The following is a 20,754-nucleotide window of genomic DNA, read 5'->3' on the forward strand; positions in this document are numbered from 1 at the left end:
ATAACTACAATGCGATCGAGGCAGCGCCTGCTGCCCGGCTTTTTTTGCTGGAGTTGATCCCGATGTTGAAATTATCAAAAAGCGCTTTGATCCTGACAGCCTTAACAGCTTCATGTTCCGCCTCGAATCCTTCTGAAATGACAGCAACCAACCGTCCCAAGGGTTACGAGACCCTGTGTCGGTCTGGGGAAACATGCACTCTGAGTCAAGAGACGCGCGTGGCTTTTGGAGCGGCGGGCGATTTTGTGTACAAGGTTCTGAATGGGACCTTTGTCTGTTCCGTGGCGACATTTGGCAGCGATCCAAATCCCGGCAAGAAAGTGAAAGAATGTTCCGTTGCGTTGGATCCTGAAGGTGAAACACCGGCTCCAGTGCGGCCGCCAACCGTGCCGCCTCCAGCTGTGCCGTCGCCAACTCCGCCGACACCAGTCGTGCCATCGCCAGACGCACCGTCGCCAACCGTGCCGACACCAGTCGTGCCATCGCCAGACGCACCGTCACCAACCACGCCGCCTTCTCCAACGCTGCCACCATCTTCTCCTTTGCCTCCATCTTCAGCCGAAGAATGCCGCGCGGGCGCAACCATCCGCAACAAGACGGTGGATTGCGGTGGCAAGTCCCTGGGCTTGTCCTGCGATGCTGATAATGAATCCCAGCCTCCCGTCCTAACGCTCATCAATGCCACAGTCAAAAACCTGCGGATTGCAGCAGGCGGCGGGTCGGATGGGATTCACTGCAATGACGGTGATTGCCTTTTGGAAAACGTTGTCTGGGAAGATATCTGCGAGGATGCCGCAACCCACAAATCAGAAGGCGGAACCCTGACCATCAAAGGCGGTTCTGTCTATAATGATACGACCGGCCCAGGTGGCAAACCGGATAAAATATTCCAGCATAATTCTAAAAACAGCACGACCGTTATCACCGGCGGCTTCACCGTCAAAGGTCAGAACGGCAAGCTCTGGCGTTCCTGTGGTGACTGCAAGGATAACGGTGGTCCGCGACATGTGATCATCGATGACGTCATCATTGAAGGCACCATCACCGCGGGCGTGGTGGGCGTTAACAGCAACTACGGCGATACCGCAAAAATTCGTCATCTCAAAGTGAAAAACTATAAAACCGGCAAGCCCAGCATCTGTAACGAGTATACTGGCGTTAATAAGGGGCAGGGAAGCAGCACCAAACGGGGTGAATTTTTTGAAAGCCCAGCCTGCGTCGTCAGTCCCGCGGATGTCACCGGGTTCTAAAACGTTAGCAGGAATTAAGATTGTCCGTTAAGGTAGGCCCTCACTCGGAAGGAGAGGGCCTATGAGACTTTTTACTAGCCTTGTTTTGCTATGCTTTTCACAGATCGGGCTGGCGCAAGGTTCCATCAAAAATCTGATCATCGTCGTCGGTGACGGCATGGGTTATGAGCAGGTCAAGGCGACTGGTATTTATTTCAACGGTCGCGAAGGGACTTTGAATTTCGAATCGTTTCCCCACAAAGGTGATATGAAGACAGCCTCAGCGTCCAGCCCGGTCACCGATTCAGCCGCTGCGGCCACAGCCATGGCCACCGGGGTCAAGACGATCAATGGTTATGTCGGGCGTGATGCCCAGGCCCGCGATATTCCCAATATCACCGAGATTGCTAAAATTGCCGGCAAAAGCACCGGTCTTCTCACATCGGTGGCTGTTTCGCATGCAACCCCTGCGGGCTTTGGAGCCCATGAAGATTTCAGGGAAAAGAAAAATGGCATCGTCGACAGTCTCTTAAGTGATTCAAGGCCCAATCTACTGTGGGGAGCCGTGACCGAGATCAATCCTGAATGGTGTCAGTACAAAGGTTATTCCGTGGTGCGGAATCTGAGTGAAATGGAAAGTCTGCCGAACGATCTGGGGAAAAAAAGAATCGCCGGACTTTTCACCGACACGGAACTGGCCTGGGAATTTGAACCGCAAGGAACCGCCCCGCGCCTCCATGAAATGACTCGCAAGGCGCTGCAGCTTCTCAGTTCGGATCCGGACGGATTTTTTCTGATGGTGGAAGGCGGCAAAATCGATTGGGCTTCGCATTCTGCCGATCTTTATAAGACCATCTTTGAAGTCAAGGGGCTGGCGCAAAGCGTGGACGAGATTTTAACCTGGATGCAGGGCCGCACCGATACGCTTTTAATCGTGACAGCGGACCACGAAACAGGTGGATTGAAGGTAGGCGCGTCGCGCGGAACACGCCAGGTGCCTGATCATCAGTGGACCATGCCGAAAGCCAGTGATGGCACGTTGAGCCATAGTGGAGTCAATGTTCCGGTTTATGCGATTGGGCCTGGCGCGGAAGCCTTTGGCAGAACGATCGATAACACCGAGATTTTTCATCTGAGTATCAAAGCCATGGGCCTGGAATCCACTTATAAGATTCTCACGCAAAATCTTTGAGTCGGAATGAACCTTGACCCTGGATCCTTCGTCTAAGGTTGGCAAGTGTGTTCCAGCGCTTGCTAACTTAACCGGAGAATCCCTATGAAAAGACTATTGGTTATCGCCTTGTGTGCCGTTCCGTCCCTTCCTGTCCTGGCTGGCCAGGGTCATGGGAAAGGAGCCAAATCCTTTGAATCGCTCGATAGTGATGGAAACCTGGGGTTGAGCAAAGAGGAAGTGGCGGGCGCGCGTCGGTTGAGCTCCAAATTTGATCAAGTCGATACGGATAAAAACGGGTCAATCTCCAAAGAGGAGCTTCAGACGTTCCGCGCCACCCATAAGCATCACCCTAAAAAGCCCAATCCGGCTTCTTAAAACCCGGTCATTTCGCCTGCAAAGGGCGTAAGTTTGGATTGCATTTTTCAGGATCGATTGCGATGCTGCGGTATTCCCCAGCTTAATGAGCGATACAGTGAAGCATTCCATGATTTGGCGGTTTTTGGTTCCATCCATCCCGATGATTCTGCTCGCCAAGCCCGCCTCGGCGCGATGGAATCATCAGGATGCGAACAGTCTGAATCGTGTGACAGGATTAGGCGTTGAATACTATAACGATATCCTGAGCTATCGGGACGTGTTTTTTGACGAGAAAACCTGGGAGCAATCCCAGGTTGGATTTCGAAGTTCCGCCGGCAGTTTGAACAAAAAAGAATTCCTGTTCCGTCAGCATATTCACCTCCGCAGTTCGAACCACGATGCCTGGCGGCTGGCCTATGTCTCGCAGCGTGATGAAGAGCCGCGCCAGGTTCGAGATAACTCGGCCCTGGAGCTTTCCTATGGCGACGAGGCCAACAGCTGGCGTCTGGGTCTTATGGGTGACGGTCATTCCGAAAAATCGTTTGCCGACCTGGGCATGAGGCTGCATTACGCCCCCCACGAAGACTCACGTTGGCAACTCATCGGCTGGTCGGTGGATACGTTCTATAACGAAAAAAAGTTGCAGGGGGCAGACTATCGAACCACCCATCCCTGGTCCTGGGAATTCTCGGGTTTGCAGAGATGGGGGCGGTCGACCTTACGACTCCGCCTTGAGCAGGATCAACCGGTGGATTGGTATCGCGTGTCCAAGGATCAGCACTACGGGTATCGATACAAAACCTCGGAACTGCAGTGGTCCTACGAGGGGAGTGAAGGGCAAACTTTTTACGTCAAGTTCGATGAGGAAAAAGAACGTGAAGCCCTGACGGCCCTATCAACCGACGAAGGCGAGGCTTATCAGGATACGCGGCATATCGCAGAAATAGGCCAGTCCATCCAACGACGGTCGGAATCTTTCCAATACGCTGTGTGGGGCCTGATGAGCGAGACCCAAAGACAAAGATCCGACGCTGAAGCCGCTGTTGATCAGTCCATGACGCGACAGGAATCGGCGTTCCTCGCCAACTGGTCGCGACCCTTTTGGGATCAGAAGTACACCCAATTCTGGGGCTTCACGCTGAATCAGGTCAAGCTTGATGAAGAAAAGCGGGAGCAGTCCACGGAAGTCAAGATCAACTGGGGACCCGAAATTGTGCTGGGCCCGAGCGGACGCCTGCGGGTGATCACCACGTGGGACATCGACCAGCTGGTGGATGATTTTCCGTTTGATAAGCAAGGTTTTCATCCCTGGGGCGGCGGGTACGCGAGCTTTTTTATCGTGTTCTGATTCCATCGATTTATGGTCCGGATGATCGGGGACCAAACACGCGATTCCGAGGACGGGCGGCCGGGCAGGGAGCGGATTTCCCTGGCACCGGCCATGACTTTCCTTTAATTTAGACATAACTGTCTAAATCTCTTTGGCGAGGGTATGTCATGTTGAACGAGGATCTTATTCGCAACCAGGAACCACTCTTTCAAAAGGATCGGCCCTCGTCGCATCTGGCCCTGCAAACCCAATCGCAGATTCTCAAGGCAGCCCTGTCCCTATTCAATGAGCACGGAGCGACACGCATCACGACTCATGCGATTGCCGAGCAAGCGGGCATCAGTCCGGGCAACCTTTATTATCATTTCAAGAATAAGGAAGAGATCATCCGCACCCTCTTCTGGCAAATGGATATCTTTTTGCCAACGAAGTGGGCGGGCCGTGGTCCGCTCAACCCCAAGGAAGGTCTGACCGGCTTTATGCGTTTTTGCTTTGGGGAGTTGTCGCGCTATCAATTCTTTTTTCGCGAGTTCGCCAGTCTTTTGCGGTCCGATCCGCTGCTGGCGAAACTCTGGCGTCTGCGTTATGAACAGCTCTTTGATGCGATGCGCAGCACCGCCCGCCTGTGGGTGGAAGCGGGCATCCTGAAGCCTTTCAAATCACCTGTGGAAATCGATGCGTTCATCGAGAATTTCTGGACCCTGGCTAACTTCTCAGGTGTGCATCTGGACAATCGCCAACCGGCTGATACTCTGCTGCAGCCGCAGGCTCTGCTCGTCCGGTTTCTTTATCCCTACCACACAGACAAAGGTCAGCGCGTGCTCGATCTCTATTTGTCTCATGTTTGAAGCCATCCGTGTGTTGCGGTGACCTTCATCCATATGGAGGATGCGTTACCTCCGAATTTGAAAGCTGATTTCAATCACCATAAACTTTTCATGATAGAGCCAGAACATGGTTATGCAAACGAGTGCGTAACCGTTTTCAACCCTGTTAGGAGGCTCCTAATGAATTGTTTCTCGTTTCGTGTCCCCATTGCGCTGATCCTCGCCTCTGCTGTCTGGAGTTGTTCCGATGAGAACTCCTCAAAAGTGAACAACGTCCTGAGTCCTGTGAGTTGCGTGGCCTTCACACCATCGTATGAAGCCACATCCCGCATCGCACGTCTGCAGATCACCAACAACTGTGGCCGCAAGCTGGATTTTTCTCACGCCAACATTCGCTTTTCTGCAGCCAAACCAGAAACCCAGCCTTGGGGCAAGAACCCGGACTACTTCAGTTGGGTGAACTGGCAATTGGAAGCCGATGGCTTCAGCTACAGTCGCGATCCCGCGGCGACCTGGTTGAACCTTGGGCTTAATGCCGGTGATGCTTTGAATCTGGAATTTACGGCCAATGCTCAACCCGTTCAACCCATCCTTTATTTGGGTCAAGGAACGTTGCCGAGCACCCCGGCCCCGCAGCCTGAACCGAATCCGCAACCGGGTCCGACCCCTGAACCAACGCCGACCCCGACGCCAACCCCTAAACCAGAACCCACTCCAACTCCGACCCCGACTCCCATACCGCCAACAGGCAACCGGGAAATCGTCGGTTACTATCAGAGCTGGAGCGCTGGTTGGGCCTCGGAAGGCAGCCAGCATAGTTTGGCCAAACTTCCACCGTACATCACCACAGTTCTTCTGTCGTTTGTGCGTCCTGAAACGTCCTATCAGGCAGGTCAGCAGTCCTGGGTGGGAACCGGGATGGATTTTTCATCGGACTTTAAAGTCGTGAAAGATGCCATCAAAGTTCTGAAAACTAAAAATCCAGGGACAAAAGTCTTGCTGTCGATCGGCGGCGCGACCTATGTGAACTGGAAACAAGCCAATGCCACTGCTGTTGCTGCTTTGGTCAAAGACCTGGGCGCTGATGGTGCGGACATCGACTATGAACCAACCGAAGGCGCCTGTTCATGGGGCAGTGGTGGTCAGTCCTGTCCTGGTGACCGCGAGTTCGTTCAGATCATTCGCAGTTTCCGTGCCGCATTGCCAAGACCTTACCTGATCACCACCGCCGCGTGGAGCACAGGTGCTTTTGGAACGGCCAGGTACCCCGTCTCGTCCTTTAAAGGCAATCTGGTTGGTGCCAACTTCGGTCTTTATGTGAATCCGCTCAAAGAGGCTGGCGCCGATTTTGATGCGATCTATATCATGTCCTACGATGCCGGTGGACCGTCTTCACCTGCAGGCAGTGCCACGGGATATGATGCAAAGATGGCCTTCGATGCCTACCGCGACCTCTACAAAGGTCCTCTGATGTTAGGCGTGGAAGTTCCACCGGAAGCCTGGGGCGGTCATGTGTCGACGCCTGAAGAAGCACAGGATCGCGCGCGTTATGTCCTGAGCAAGGGTGGTCAGGGTATGATGATCTGGTCTTTGCAAAAGGCCGGTAATCCGACGGCGACTCAGTTTGTTCAAGCGATGTGTCGCACTTTGGAATTGCCAGCGTGTGATCGTCCGCTGCCATAATCCTGCAATCAGGGGCTGCCGCAAGGCGGCCCTTCCTATGCCACAAGGTATTTCCCCCAAAATCATCTTGCTTTTGTCCCACGCATTGATCAGTTTTTCCGAGAGCTCCTTCGGCTCCCAGGAAAGGATGACCTTTGCATAATTCTGATGCTTTCAATCCCGAGGTCTTTCGACAACAGGCCCATGCCGTCGTTGATCTTCTGGCTGATTATCTGCAAAAGGTGCAGGAGGCGCCGGCGACCGAGCCTGTCCTCCCGTGGACACCGCCCCATGAGATGCTGCAACGCTGGACGAGCGACTTTGATCAGGCTCGGGATCCGCAAGGTCTGATTCGTGATGTGATTGCAGGCTCCAATCATCTGCACCATCCGCACTATGTGGGTCATCAGGTCACGTCCCCCTTGCCTCTGTCTGCAGTTTTTAATCTGGTCTCGTCGCTCCTGAATAACGGCTCGGCCGTTTATGAGATGGGGAATGTCTCGTCGGCCATGGAACGACGCGCGCTGCAGTGGATGGCTCGACGTCTTGGATTTGATGACAAGGCCGATGGCGTTTTAACCTCGGGCGGATCCGCAGGAAACCTGACAGCCTTGCTGGCAGCTCGGCAGGCCAAAGCCGGTTTTGATGTTTGGCAGAACGGGCAGGATGCCGGTCGCCCCTTGACGTTGCTTGTCTCGGATCAGGCTCATTATTGTATCAAGCGTGCCGTGCAAATCATGGGCTGGGGTGAAGCCGGTGTAGTCCTGGTTCCCAGCGATGCCCGGTATCGTTTGGATCCCAATCGGCTCGAAGAAAAATTCCATGAAGCCGAAGCCAGCGGCCGGCAGGTGATCGCTGTGGTCGGCAGTGCCTGTTCCACCGCAACGGGTGCCATCGACCCCCTCCAGAAAATCGCTGATTTCGCCGAGCGGCATAAGCTTTGGTTCCATGTGGATGGAGCTCACGGCGCCTCGTTTGTTTTGTCTGCGAAATTGCGCGAAAAATTTGTCGGGATCGAACGAGCCGATTCCGTAGTCTGGGATGCGCATAAGATGCTGCTGACGCCGGCCCTTATCACCGCCGTTATTTTTAGGAATGGTCGCCATTCGTATGAAAGTTTTGCTCAGAAGGCGACATATCTTTTTGGTGATGAGCAGGCAAGACTGGAGAATTGGTATGATGTGGGCATGCGCACGCTGGAATGCACGAAGAATATGATGGGATTTATTTTATATGCAAGTCTCGCCTCGTATGGCGAAGGCTTCTTTGCCCAGTATGTGCAGGACATGGCGGATTTAGCCCAGGAGTTTGCACACATGATTGACGAGGCCCCTGATTTTGAGCTGGCGACCCCACCCGAGGCCAATATTGTGTGCTTCCGTTATCTGGGTCAGGGGGTGGCTGAGAAGGATCTGGATGCGCTGCAGGAGCGCGTTCGCTCCCGAGTCGTCACCAGCGGAGCTTTTTATTTGGTTCAAACGCGATTGCGCGGCGGGCTTTTTCTGCGAACGACACTCATTAATCCAGAGACCAACGAAGAGCACTTGCATGAGCTGCTCCGTGCCTTGCGTCAGGCTTAAGTGCTTGTTGAAAAACTGCGTGGCGGCAGTTTCACACCAAACGACGCAGCATAAGTCGGATCATTCCCAAGTAAACCAGGGCTTCACTGGTCCTGGGATGCCGTTCATAACCTTTGCTCATGCGTCGATTCCTTCGTCGTAGCCCCAAAGTTTTTTCAACAGGTACTGATAGCTCTGATCCCTCCCGGTCGAGTCCGTTAGTGCGCTACGGTGGAGTGTTGGCGTCGAACTTCAAACGTCGTGATGAAATAATCCTGACTCCGGGCAAGTGTAAGCGCAAGGTATCGCTGAGGCCAGAAGGCGCTGAAAAATCCCAAAAAAGGAAAGTCATCTCTTGGAAATCATTTTTGCAGTGCTGGACCCAGTCCAGATTAAGCGATTTCTCAAGCATGCAGGAATGCCGGCTGCTCCGGCTGCGCGGGCTGGCGTCAAAATGTGGGTCGTGTGTGAGCAGTGATACCAAGAGAGGGGCCATGCCCCGGCCTAGTCTGGTGAGCTTTGTCTAAATTGATAATAGCAGCAAGATATAGCGCAATATCGCGATTCTGAGCCTCTTGATGCTGTTTAGATTTCTTACCGCCTGCAAGGCTTCTTTTCCTCGAGGACCAGTTCTCATTCAGCATCCCTTAGCATCCAATTTAAAAACACGTCAGGTGCTTCAACTTCCGCGGTTTCGGCGTCGGTTGGTTTGATCAAGAATCATATCGAAAGAGTCGTGCGGACTTGAACAGCGGTCGTTATGCTGGTCCTGGCAGAGAAATCGACATCTTTTTGAAAATTTCTGAAAACGAAGCAAGGACTTTGGTCGATCGCTTTGATGAAACGGCGATTGTTTTCATCGTCAGCTTTCTGCTGAATTTATTATCACATGATTTATTTACAAAAATCTTTGGATTGTTCGAGCAAAGTTGGTTATGCTTTTTTCTACAATCGAACAAAGGAGAGAGTCCGATGACTCTGAGCCATGGAGTGGATCGAAGACGATTCTGCCGTCTTCTGTCGAGCACTTTGCCTTTTCTATCCTTGTCAGCCAGTCCTTTGTTTGCCTCGGACAAGCGTGAACAGGAACCTCACTTTTTCCTGAACTTCATTATCTCTGGTGGTGCCGATGTCACTTACCTCTTCGATGCGCGCCCTCTCGAGTTTACGGATGCAGGCAGACTGCAAAATTATCTCTATAAGAATGCTGCCATCGGATCACAAGTCTTGAAAGATCCAACACCGCTGCGTTGGGAAGGCAGTAACGGCGTCGCAACCCTGGTGACGCCCCTGGCAAACCCTCTGGAGAAATACCGCCAGCATTTTTCCATACTGAATGGAGTTGTAATGCTGGCCAATGGCCTGGTCGGGCATGGTCAGAACCTCTATTTTCTTTTCAATGGACAAAGCGGCAACGGCGCCTCCTTTGTACCCATACTTGGCAGTACCCGCGGCACGCCACTGGATTCCGTCCACGTCGGAGGCTTTGAAGGGGACGGCAATGATCCGCCGAATAATTTTTCGGGAAGCGTAGCTCTGAATGCTGACACCGGCTTGATACTGGCTGAAGATCTGCGCAAAGGTATAAAACTCGATCTCAATACTAAAACTTCGGCCTTCATTCAGCAAAGAATGACCCAAAACAGCTCGGGAGCTGGACTCTTTTCCCAGGGAACACGAAAATTGCTCCAGGGATTCCAACGCGCTCCTCAGCTATCGGATGCTCTGAAATCAGTGACGGACTCGGCCGACACCACGGGTCTTTCGACAGCACTTCAAGTTGCTTACCAATACTTTATGCGGGGTGTCACGTCTTGCATGACCATCATGATCGATTACGATCCCGACATTGATACGCACGATAAAGAAAATGCCCAAGAGCAACCAGCCAAATATAAGAGCTTGCTGGACGAGCTGGCTATGGTTTTTCAGTGGCTGACAACAACCCCGTTTGATGCTGCAAACGGCAAAAGCTTTTTGGATGTGACCACTGTCATGATCAGTTCTGAATTTTCCCGAACCATGCGGCAGGAACGAACGGAGATCGATGCGACCGGCACTGATCATAACCCCCTGACGAATACGGTTCTCCTGGCCGGCAAGGGTATACGCGGTGGGCTCATCGTAGGATCGAGCGATCTGCAATCCTTGGGTGAAAATCGATCCTTCCAGAATGTTTCGAAAGCCCATCGTGCTTTGGATCCAGCTCTGCTTTGTATGATGGGCTTACCCATGGATTTGGACTCGTTGCAGACTCGGCCCGGCATCGAGGAGGATTTTGTTCTCGAACATCATCTGTGCTTCCCGTCTGTCGTCAATACGCTTTTTCATCTGGCAGGTGTGAAAGAAGAATCCCATTTCCGCTTTGGTCCGGGGAGTTCCAAACGGGCCCCTGTGTTGCGAAAGCTTTTGACAAATGCCTGAAAACCAAAGGATGGTGGGTATGCAATTGGCAGCAAGGTTGCTTCAACTGCCTCTCGGGCTCTTGCTTCTTACTTCGAATCTCGTCATTGCTCAGTCCCCGGAAGATCCGTGGGAAAAGGCTCGCTGGATTCACAAAGCAGCCAAGGCTCTCGGGCAGAGCGAAGGTCTTAGTGAAAAAGACGAACTGGATCGTTTATTGAGCATGAACCGGGCTGATGTCGTCGATTATTTTATCGAACAGCCTGCCTTCGCTGATGCGACGCTGGGTGCGTTCCTGCACTTTATGGGGCGCGATGTCGATAAAATAAAATCAGCCGATCCTTATACGCAAGGATTCACCTACAATCCCATGGCCTTTACGGTTCCACAGGCTATTGCGTCCGCTCGGCGGGTCATGGATAACCGCCAACTGGATCTGTTCACGATGTATCCTGATCTCGTCCTGCGGCCTATGCAAACGCCACGTAGACTATTCGGTGATCTCCCTGAGAAAGAGCAACGCGAAGCTATTCGAGACACCATGCTCGAGGGTCTGGATCAAGCCATGCAGACCCTCAAGGGGGCGGGCGCCGGTAAAATTTCAGGCTGCGAAAAGTTACGGAACACCCTTGAAGCTGTCGACGGCGGCCTCGGTTTTAATGCAGCCGGCTTTGACCCCCAACTCGAATCCATGATCCGAAACGCGTGGCTGTCGGCGTTGGTCGAAGATCCTGCCGCGAAAGAGATGCAGGTTCAACCTCCGCTCTGCAGTCGAATCGATGTAACCGGCGAAACCATAGCCGTTGAACTCAATCGGATCAAAGAGGCGTTTACAAGTTTCTTCGCCGCGATACCCGACACGAGTGCCCATACTCCTGTAAAGAGTCTGAAGGATTTCATCATACTGCCGCAGCCACCAGCTATGCGCCCTCTTATCACGCCCTTCAGCCGCGAGGGCTTCTGGAATCAATTGCGCAACACATCCACCAATTACAATCGAAAACGATCAGCTTACATGCTGCGGACCTATTTCTGCGACGAATTGGGAGCGATTGAAATTGAACCCAGCAAGCATTCGGAGAAAAAGCATGCCAGTGATCCTGCTTGCATGTCCTGCCACTATAAGCTTGATCCCCTTGCGGGACTGTTCCGAACTTATGGAACGCAGGGAACCAATTTCGAAAACATAAATCTCTTGATTTTCGACGATGGAATCGACATGGATGGTGACAGATTGAATGCCTACCTCGGATCCTGGAAGAATGAAAAAGGTGAATGGGATGTGGGATACTATACAGAGGCTGGCATTCCCCATCGAAACTGGCAAGGGAACAAGCTGAGTGACTTCATGACATTTGCCGGCAAGGCCAAAGACGTCCAGATGTGTTTTGTCAGACGCATGGCCGAGCACTTTATTGGACCAGGATTGACCTACGATGGAGTCTGGCTCAACGAACTCGCCGACGCATGGCAGACGGAAGACAACAAAAGCGTGGGCTTTAAACATCTGATCAAACGATTCATTCTGAGTCGTTCATTCGAGACTTTCGATCCCCAACCAGGGGTTTGCTATGATGGTCCCTCACAGACTGAAACAAACCGCCCACCTTGTCTGATCGCATCGATCGTGGAAACCAATTGCAAGAGTTGCCACAATACAAGCCATGCTTCGGGTGGTTTGAACCTGTCGCAGTGGGTCGATGTGGGTGAGGGTCGCTTCGGATTCCCCCATCTAAAAAATGGTATCCAACGGGATCCGAAGGAGAGTTTTCAAATCCTTCGCAAGCGCATCACGGGAAGCGAACTTGGCCCTAAAATGCCCCCTGGGCGAACGATCATACCCACCGATCGCCAGAAATTTTATGAATGGCTGACCCAGATTATTGAACATTGATACAAGGGATACCTCATGCGGTGGATGAATTTTTGTTGGTTTGCTCTTCTGCTTGGCTCCTGTGGTAGAAATCAGGACATGGTCACTGAGCTTCAACAAGACTGGAGTTTTTCAAGCAGGCGGACAGGTGAATTGGAAGGTTACGAGCCGATCAATGGTCTCATGCGCGCTCGCCTTTTGGACAACAATGTTTCAAGCAATGAGAATTTTGCGATTGAAGCTATCGGTGGCCCTGGCATATTCCAAGTTCGCGGCTTGCTAGGATACCATGACAATACCGGTGAGGTGTACGAATTCCGGGCGGGTGAACCCAATCCGTTCAGTGCCATGCTCTGGTACAATCAATTCGCATTGCTAGCGCATGAGATCGGACGGAATTGTGAGCGCTTGCCAGCAGCACTCGGATCAATTTCGTTTGAAGGCGAACAGGGTGCTGCCGAGTATCGACTGCAAAGCAGCATTGTGGCGATGCTTCCTGAGCTTTGCGCCTGGCAACAAACGTCAACACCTATCCGAAACCGTCTGCAAGGGCTCTGGATGCTTGTCATGAGCTATGATGCACCTCTGCAAGAGCGTGATTCCTGGCTGCAGTACTTCCTCGAAAGCAATCACGGTCTCGCGTTGGGTCAGGAAAGAGTTGCAGCCCTATTTGAAACCATGTTTATGAATCCGTATTTTTTGCTACAGGAGTAGGAAATTCCCATGGGCACATGCATTCCATTTCCAGCATGCTTCCCCGATCAGGGAATTGTCCGCAGGGATTTATCATCTTCAGAATTGTCCAAAATGCCTAAATTTCGGGGCGCAGCCGCCCTCGGTACCACAATCCCTTGTCCTTAAGGGATCACTTGCACTTAAAGCGCATTTGATACTGATAGCCTTCGCCCAGGACGGCATCACCCACGACGCCACCGACGGATGCAGCACCGCCGACCTTGGATTCATTTTTACCACCGAAAATATAACCGGCGGTGCCAGCAACTTTTGCGACCTTCGATACGGTCTTGCCGGTATTATAGGTCGACTCGTCCATGCTGCCAACGTATTGGCTCGACTCGTTGACCTGATAGGCTTGCTGCTTGAACTGCTCGCAGTAATGATTTGCCTGGCTCATGCCTTCGCGGAAACCCTGACCTTTCTCTTCCGTTTGGAATTGCACCGAATGCAGTCCGTCTTCAGAGGGCCTAACATCACGATGATGGGCGCATGCGGTCAGTAGCATAAAACCAGGGATGACAGCTTTGATAAAACTGGAACGCATCGAGGTCCTCCGTGTGATGAGTCGATCAAGGCCTCATGTGCGACCCTGATTCTGTCCTAGGGTAAGACTTGAATTTCCTGAAGATATTGCATGTGGATTTGCAAACCGCGTGCCTGGGACTGGCTTGTCTTATTCCAGTGCTTTGCAGCATGCGAACTCCGGCCGTGGCGAAACTTCTGACAAGGCTGCATGAAAAATGCTGCAATATGATGTAACTCACTAATTTTACTGAAAGTTTTTGGGGGTTTTTTTGCAGTAAGACTGCATCATCGCAGTCAGCACGCCGTCTTTGAGTTGGACAACTTGCCTGGAGCTCAGAATGACCCTCTTAAAAAGCTTTATCGCCCTTGGCCTTGGAATTTCGCTGGTTTCGTGTCACAAGGACGACGATCATGGTCCCCAAGGCACCACGGGGGTGAAAGTTGGATTCACTTTGAAAACCGATTCACCCTATGCCGACCATCTGCCTTATTTTGCGTCGTGCGGTTCAGCCGATGCGACCAACGAAAGCAGCTGTCCCGTTCAATAAGTCCCTTTCCTGGGTGACCGTGGACAGCCTATTACCCGGGAGCTTATTAAAGAGCATACACTCGTGAATGAGTTGATAAAAGAAACGACGGACGCCTTCATTGACGGCCTGCCGGATGAACTTCTGCCACTCTTTGCCAAAGTCAGGGTGGTCTCGGGCACCGGTTTAATGCCTGAAGGAAAGGTTGCTGCAGCTGCCTATGGCGTGCCGATGCTGAGTTCTTTCATGGGACTCACCTGCAGCGACGCGCCGTCGCTTTGCAATAATACTCCCAAGCCGCTGCCCGAATCCGTGAATCTGATTTATACCAACCTCATTCAAGATCCGGAGCGTATGCCCAACGCTATGGATTGGTTTTATCGATCCGGCGTCGTCAGGTCACTCTGTAATATAGCCGATGCGCACGTCACCCATGATAGTGCCATTTTAAAAAGTCGCATGGATGCCAACGGAAAAATTAAGCTGAACCGCTTTTCCCAAAGCGCGGATTATTCTTACACGATCAACCAGGAACTGAAGGCTTATTTTGACAATCTCCGCAAGACTGAGTCTGAACGGTCTGTGATCGATGCTGCCCGTCTCATGTTGGGGCTTGATGATACGACGGATTCGGCCATGACTAGCATGGCTGGTTACATGGGTCCCACCGAAGATTTCATCGATACCTGTCATAGCTATTTGATGATGAAAACCCTGCGTGCGACACCTGCGGTTATTATTCTGGACGCGAAAACAGGCAAGGTGCATAAATCCCGGAAGAATGATGCCGCCGTCAAAGCCAAACTGGAAAAAATGCTACCTATCATCTGGGCTGATCCAACAATGGCTTTGAGCGATCTTGCGAAGCTTCCTGCGGCAGGAGAATGGAATCAAAATGAGATCGATCGGGTCCTGGTTCGCTTTCAATTCAGCGCGGAATAACGCGCTTGGCGGAAGACTGAAGATCAAGCAAGCCGTCAGGTCATGAGGCCTGACGGCTTTCGGAGTCTTAGAGGTTCATGGTCAGACGCAGGTAGTATTCACGACCTTTGATGTTGTAGATACTGGACTCCACATCACCCAGGTTGCTGTCGTCGATACCGCCTTGCTTATTCATCAGGTTGATCACACCCAGGGCCACCTGGCTGTTGTCGGTGGGGGCGTAACGGGCCTGAGCATCGTAACGGGTGTACTGCGGCAGACGATCACCTTTGTTGGTCAACTTCTGATGCGTGCCCACGGTCGACGACGCGAGAGTGAAGCCATAAGCACGACCAAAGCTGGTGTCGATTTCGTTGCCCAGTTTCCACTTGTAGCTTGCGTTTTGGCCAAGCTTATTTTCCATCGGCTTGTTCCTAGGCTCCTCTTTGTCTTCCAGATACCAAGTTCCCAGTGAGCGGAAATTGGTGGTGAAACCGCCTGTGCGCAGAGCGTAGCTAAAGTTCAAATCCACGCCGGAACGAATAAGCTTCGACAGGTTTTGCAGAGGAAAATCGATTTCCAGGATCTGGCCGTTGGCCGGATCGCGTTTCACCAGTGGATCCTCTTCATCCACGATGTCCTGCAGATCGCGACGATCAATGAGATCTTCAGAAGTGATTTTCCAATAGTCAGCAGACAAGGACATATCGTCCAGGGGCTGCAAAACCACACCAAAGCCATAGACGAAGGATTTTTCAGGATCCAGTTCATCGTTGCCACGGCGCAAGGTTTTCTGCTGAGCCGCTGTTACGACGGGATCGGCTTCGCAGTCTTCGTCACTGATGCCATTGGCCTTGCAATAGGGATAATCGACGACATTATCAAACGAGACACCGGTTGCACCATTGAGCTGCTCCAGACTTGGCGCCTTAAAGGCGGTCCCGACCGATCCGCGCAATTTCAGGAAGGGCAATGGGGTCGAAAGGAGCGACATCTGAGGACTGAAGGCTGAGCCGAAATCGGAGTACTGGTCATAGCGTGCCGCGACATCCACTTCAAAGGTCTTGGCCAAGGGCAACGTGGTTTCGGCTGCAACATAAGTCACAGTCCGATCGCCTTCGCCACCCGCACCGGCGACGTTGATCAAAGCATCCAGAGTGGACGACTCATCATCAAACTTCACCTTATAGGTTTCGCCGACAACACCAGCGGCAACGGCAAACCCAATCTGGCCGCCAGAAAGTTCGCCCAACGTCGTTGTCGATGAGGCTTCCAGGCCATTCATTGCGGTTTCTTCCGTATAGGACGATTCAGTGACAAGAGCCGCTTTGATCGACCCAAGGTCACGGTTCGGATCCCAAGGAATATAATTACCCGTGGTAATCAGATCGTTAAAGACAGCTGTGCGAAGTTTGTTACTGGATTCCGACTCGGTCTTCGCAAGCGCCGAGTTCAAGGAAACTTTCCAATCCCAACCGCCGCCAGTGGTTCCGCCCAAACCGACGGTCGCACCCAAAAGGTCAGCCGTTTTGTCTGTGGTCGAATTGCCGAAATCGCTCAAGCGGAGGTACATGTCGACACCGCCCGCGCCCGGCTTGGTCCCGCCAAAGCCTGGAAAGAGTTCGTCGAATCGGGCCTGGGGCATGGCATCGATCGCAGTTTGATCAATGTTGGTCGCCTGGCCGCCGGCATTGTTTTCCGGACGCAATTGCGAGCTGGTCACTTGGTGGGTGGCGATCACCTTACCGGTCAGGTCGAAATCGCTCAGACCGTAGGTAAAGTTCCAAAGACCGGAGACGCGTTTGATGGAGGGCAGCAGGGTGTTGTAGTCGTTGTAATTGAAATTACAACTTCCAGCCTGATCCGGTACGCCGCCGGTTTCGGTATAATTTGGGCAGCCCGCTGCAGGCCAGGTCCCATAGTCATCGGGAGCAGGTTGGCCAGTGGCCCCGCCGTAGAAACCGGGATAACCGAAGCTACTCAAGCGGTCCTTGGAAAAATCGCGCTGTTTAGCAAACAGCATGTCTTCTTTATAAACGTTCAACACCAGAGTCGATTGCAAACCGCCGGAATTGAGGCCAATCACGCCGCTGACCGAACCCGATCCGCCGCCTTCCCCTGTGGGACGCGAGTACTGAAGTTCCACCTGAGCGCCATCATATTGCTTACGGGTGATGATGTTGATCACACCACCGATAGCATCCGAACCATAAATCGCCGCAGCGGACTGGTTCAGAACTTCAACGCGTTCAATCGATGCGAGGGGCAGCGAGTTCAAGTCGAAGCCTTCCAGTTCAGGGTGCTTCGGCATGCGCACACCATCGATCAAGACCAGGGTCCGGCCCTCGCCCAAGCCTTTGAGATTGATCGCGCTCACACCACCAGCCACGCTCGAACCGCCGCCGTCAAAGGCTGATGAGGTTCCTGAAAAGTTGGAGAGGAGTTCACGGACGGAAGTCACGCCGGAATTATCGATCGCCTGGCGGTCGATGACGCTGACAGGGGACGCGCCTTCGACGTCGATTCTCTTGATACGAGAACCGGTGACTTGGATTTTCTCGCCCTTTTTGTCTGCTTTGGCATTGGGCTGGGTTGCGGGTGTCGTCTCGCCCTGAGCGAAGAGGACTTGGGGAGCTGTTCCCCCGACCATCAACGCAAGGGGGAGAAGTGTTGCAGGCTTAAACTTCATGATCATCCTTTCGTACTCGATTTGGCCAAATATATGTATCACAGTTCCTGATCAGAATCACTGTCAGGAACGTGAGAAGGGGACAGACTATTTTTTAATCAGGACCTTTAGGCAACAAGGGCACGTCCATGGGTTACGGATAATTGAATTGAAAAATACGGCAGTCTTAAAAATGACCCTACTCCGGTCTGAACAAATGGGCAATGCCTATGCGTGCTCATAACACCTGATGGCAAGGGGACGCGTGCGTATCCGAAGCAAGTTTGATGGGAGGAATTTTGCGGATTAAGGTCAGGAGGCGCGTTTCAAGGACGGACACGGAAGGTATTTTTAAGGGTGACGGTCGGCCAAACCGATTTGTCTGTTCATGGTATTACAGTCCAACCCGATTTTTTCTGCGGCCGGCACCCAAAAGGCAATCGCTTTCAATCCTAGCGGCGGTGGTTCCAGCAACTCAGAGGATACTGTTGGCCACGCCAGGTCGTTTTTCCTGTGGCTGTATCATCTGCAGGATTGTGAATCAGATACCAATTGTCCTGCTCCTGGCCCAGATAGCGAATGCCGAAGTAGGTGCCTGAGCTGTTATTGATTCCCAGGTGAACCCAGGGGGCTCCGTTGTCGCTGAACCAGCCCACGGTTTTTACAGCCGAGGTCGTGCTGCAGGTGCCGTCTGGATAACGCTTGGTCTGCGGATCGTCCACCACCTCCCAGACCATCTGGGCCGGACGGCCATCAATATTGCAGTCCCACCAGCCGTGGTACCACTGTCTTACGATCTGACTGGCCGACACGGAACTGGATGCGAACATCGACAGTAGGGGCAGGGCAAGAAATGCAGAACGATACATGTATTCAGCATAATGATGTCCTCGTAAAAAAAATTCAGGAAGCGATGGTGAGACGAGGTCATGTTCCACTTGCTGCAAATTTTTTTGTTTGCATTAAGCCGCAACGCCGTCATCGGCACTGGGGAAGAGTTCCTTGGGTAGGGTCATAACGAAAACAAAGGAACGGTACCCAAAGCCAGAGGCGCGAGCATCGGTCAACTCAATTTCAATCCGGCCTTGAAGCGCTTCAATGAAACGGCGGGCAGCAGCCATACCAATCCCCCGGCCTGATATATCACTGATGGTCTCGGCTGTGCTCAGCTCGGCAAGAAAGATAAGATTCGCCACGGCTTCATCACTGGCGATTTGATCATCGGTCAGGAGCCGCTGGGCCTTGGCGAGCTCACGCAGATGCTTAAGGTTTAGACCCCTTCCGTCATCCGAGAACCTGAGTCCAAGATGATCGTCCTGCGACCAGGCTGATAGCTTGAGCAAGCCCTTTTCGGGTTTACCGGCTGCGTGTCGTTCCTCGGCCGATTCGATGCCATGATCCAATGCATTCCGAATCAGGTGAAGGAATATATTGCGGAGCGCTTCTTCGGCTGGTGCGGTCACGGACAGCTTGGGCAGACGGCATTCCACCTGAGGTGGTGTTTTACCGAGGTCACGGGCCAAGAGAGGCATCGGCGCAAAAATATCATCCATCAGTTCGTCCATGCCCGTAAACAGGGACGAACGCAGGATCTGCGCCGCATTTTCGACCTGCATGGGACCTGGTGCCCCACGTTGTTCCAGCTTATGCAGAACCGAATAGATGGTCATGACAGCATCGCTGCCCAGGGTAAAAAGACGGGATTTTTGCGATGAACGCCCGAGCTTTTGCAGAGCCACGGCTTCATAGCGGTGCAAGGCTGTTTCTGCTTCGGTCAGCTGGTCGAGGATCTCGTGACGCTGGAGTTCAGCATGCGAGTCTTTAAGCATTCCGCTCAGACTTTGCTCCACCCGATGCAAGGTCTCATTCAGGTGCTTCAACTGCAGGGAGCGGACGGAACCTTTGATTGTATGAATATTCATAAACACGGTTTGAATCCGTTCACGAAGCCCGGTGGAATTGGTGAGCAGGCATAGTTCCCGGCTTTCTGTCAGATAGCGACGGCTGGCCAGCAGAAAGCGCTGCCAGTTCCTTTCGTCACAGGCCAGGATCTCGCTGACAATACGCAGCTCGTGATCCTTTTCCTCGGCCTTCTCTTCCATCTTGCGCAGATGCGTTACATCATTAACCGTGACCAGCAGCTTATCAATGCGTTCGCCCCCGCTGATGGGACTCCACTCCATTCCAGTTCCAGCATCAGCCAGTCGCCTGACTTGCGCTGCCACCTTAGGTTGCGGGGCAAAAGCGGCTCGTTCAGTGCAAATGGGATTTCCGCTTCACGTTCGTACTCGTACAAGGCCAAGTCCCATATCCGTTCGAAAATACCGAGTTCAACCCACTCCTGAAAGTAATCATGAATAGTACTGCTGGCCCCGAATACTCGTGGAATGGCAATTCCATTGGCAGCCCGTCCGCATCTTGTAGAAAATGGCGTCGGCGACAGGCCTCAATTTTTGGAGGCGTGGCCTTCCTCCTTTCGGACTCGCGTAGGGGTGACGGGCAGGAAGTAGAAACTCAATTCTGATCCAAAGTTCATCGGGCATTCGATATCGATCGAAACTTTTTGCCACAACAAACTCAGCATGAATATAGAACAGCAGCGCAACAGGAAACGTGGATATTGAAAATTTCCGCTTATGATTTCAAGAGGCTTTCGGATTGATTTTTATGTTTCACAGTTATTTTGGGTTCAAAATGGGCTATTATAAGAACAAAAGCAGTCTTGAATAGACGCGGGACATTCTGAAAAGAGGCCCTAAGGCAGGACTTTGAAGCAAAATTTTGCCTTAGAGATTTTCTGGGTTGAGCTCGCACTTGGCGAGGCCCTATATCTCAGCCAAGTATGAGACAGTTTCTGCCGATAAATTAGTATAATGAAAGTGGCGGAAATGAGGCTTCATCCATGTCCCAGACATCCAAAGACAAAAAGCTTGTGGGTTCAGCAACTTCAGAATCATTACC

16 protein-coding genes and 1 pseudogene are annotated in these 20,754 nt (G+C 52.4%); 12 read left to right on the plus strand and 5 right to left on the minus strand.

Features of this window, described 5'->3' with window-relative positions; genetic code table 11:
- Positions 1-62 precede the first annotated feature (62 nt).
- From VE954_RS21310 to VE954_RS21355, 10 genes are all read left to right on the plus strand, one after another.
- Positions 63-1,250: a pectate lyase gene (locus VE954_RS21310; protein ID WP_324956528.1), complete on the plus strand. Its 1,188-nt coding sequence runs from the start codon at positions 63-65 to the stop codon at positions 1,248-1,250.
- 61 nt (positions 1,251-1,311) lie between these two features.
- Complete coding sequence (locus VE954_RS21315; protein ID WP_324956530.1) at positions 1,312-2,421, plus strand: alkaline phosphatase; 1,110 nt, start codon at positions 1,312-1,314, stop codon at positions 2,419-2,421.
- Positions 2,422-2,505: 84 nt separating this feature from the next.
- A complete protein-coding gene (locus VE954_RS21320) occupies positions 2,506-2,778 on the plus strand; it encodes a hypothetical protein (RefSeq protein ID WP_324956532.1) in 273 nt (90 codons plus the stop codon).
- Between the two features lie 109 nt (positions 2,779-2,887).
- Positions 2,888-4,108, plus strand: a complete 1,221-nt coding sequence (locus VE954_RS21325; protein ID WP_324956535.1) for a hypothetical protein — start codon at positions 2,888-2,890, stop codon at positions 4,106-4,108.
- A 149-nt stretch (positions 4,109-4,257) separates the two neighbouring features.
- Positions 4,258-4,938, plus strand: a complete 681-nt coding sequence (locus tag VE954_RS21330; RefSeq protein ID WP_324956537.1) for a TetR/AcrR family transcriptional regulator — start codon at positions 4,258-4,260, stop codon at positions 4,936-4,938.
- Positions 4,939-5,097: 159 nt separating this feature from the next.
- Positions 5,098-6,600 (plus strand): glycosyl hydrolase family 18 protein, encoded by a 1,503-nt coding sequence (locus VE954_RS21335; RefSeq protein WP_324956539.1) that lies wholly within the window; start codon positions 5,098-5,100, stop codon positions 6,598-6,600.
- A gap of 134 nt (positions 6,601-6,734) precedes the next feature.
- Positions 6,735-8,159, plus strand: coding sequence for a pyridoxal phosphate-dependent decarboxylase family protein (locus VE954_RS21340; protein ID WP_324956541.1), 1,425 nt, complete (start codon positions 6,735-6,737; stop codon positions 8,157-8,159).
- Between the two features lie 951 nt (positions 8,160-9,110).
- Positions 9,111-10,562: a DUF1501 domain-containing protein gene (locus VE954_RS21345; RefSeq protein WP_324956543.1), complete on the plus strand. Its 1,452-nt coding sequence runs from the start codon at positions 9,111-9,113 to the stop codon at positions 10,560-10,562.
- A 19-nt stretch (positions 10,563-10,581) separates the two neighbouring features.
- Positions 10,582-12,435 (plus strand): hypothetical protein, encoded by a 1,854-nt coding sequence (locus VE954_RS21350; protein ID WP_324956545.1) that lies wholly within the window; start codon positions 10,582-10,584, stop codon positions 12,433-12,435.
- Positions 12,436-12,513: 78 nt separating this feature from the next.
- Complete coding sequence (locus tag VE954_RS21355; RefSeq protein WP_324956547.1) at positions 12,514-13,128, plus strand: hypothetical protein; 615 nt, start codon at positions 12,514-12,516, stop codon at positions 13,126-13,128.
- Between the two features lie 151 nt (positions 13,129-13,279).
- Here VE954_RS21355 and VE954_RS21360 read toward each other — a convergent pair whose 3' ends face one another.
- Positions 13,280-13,696, minus strand: coding sequence for a hypothetical protein (locus VE954_RS21360; protein ID WP_324956549.1), 417 nt, complete (start codon positions 13,694-13,696; stop codon positions 13,280-13,282).
- 319 nt (positions 13,697-14,015) lie between these two features.
- Here VE954_RS21360 and VE954_RS21365 point away from each other — a divergent pair, with 319 nt between their 5' ends.
- Positions 14,016-14,225, plus strand: a complete 210-nt coding sequence (locus VE954_RS21365; protein WP_324956551.1) for a hypothetical protein — start codon at positions 14,016-14,018, stop codon at positions 14,223-14,225.
- A 63-nt stretch (positions 14,226-14,288) separates the two neighbouring features.
- On the plus strand, positions 14,289-15,146 hold the full coding sequence (locus VE954_RS21370) for a hypothetical protein (protein WP_324956553.1): 858 nt from the start codon (positions 14,289-14,291) through the stop codon (positions 15,144-15,146).
- 67 nt (positions 15,147-15,213) lie between these two features.
- Here VE954_RS21370 and VE954_RS21375 read toward each other — a convergent pair whose 3' ends face one another.
- From VE954_RS21375 to VE954_RS21390, 4 genes and pseudogenes are all read right to left on the minus strand, one after another.
- Entirely contained in the window at positions 15,214-17,814 is a 2,601-nt protein-coding gene (locus tag VE954_RS21375; RefSeq protein ID WP_324956555.1) for a TonB-dependent receptor plug domain-containing protein, read from the minus strand.
- Between the two features lie 431 nt (positions 17,815-18,245).
- The gene (locus tag VE954_RS21380; RefSeq protein WP_324956557.1) at positions 18,246-18,662 is read right to left on the minus strand and encodes a DUF6006 family protein; all 417 of its coding nucleotides are present in this window, start codon (positions 18,660-18,662) and stop codon (positions 18,246-18,248) included.
- 93 nt (positions 18,663-18,755) lie between these two features.
- The gene (locus tag VE954_RS21385) at positions 18,756-19,976 is read right to left on the minus strand and encodes an ATP-binding protein (protein WP_324956560.1); all 1,221 of its coding nucleotides are present in this window, start codon (positions 19,974-19,976) and stop codon (positions 18,756-18,758) included.
- 23 nt (positions 19,977-19,999) lie between these two features.
- Positions 20,000-20,336, minus strand: a pseudogene (locus VE954_RS21390) (transposase); the annotation flags it as partial.
- Between the last annotated feature and the right edge of the window lie 418 nt (positions 20,337-20,754).

This window comes from Oligoflexus sp. (genome assembly GCF_035638955.1).
Lineage (GTDB): Bacteria > Bdellovibrionota_B > Oligoflexia > Oligoflexales > Oligoflexaceae > Oligoflexus.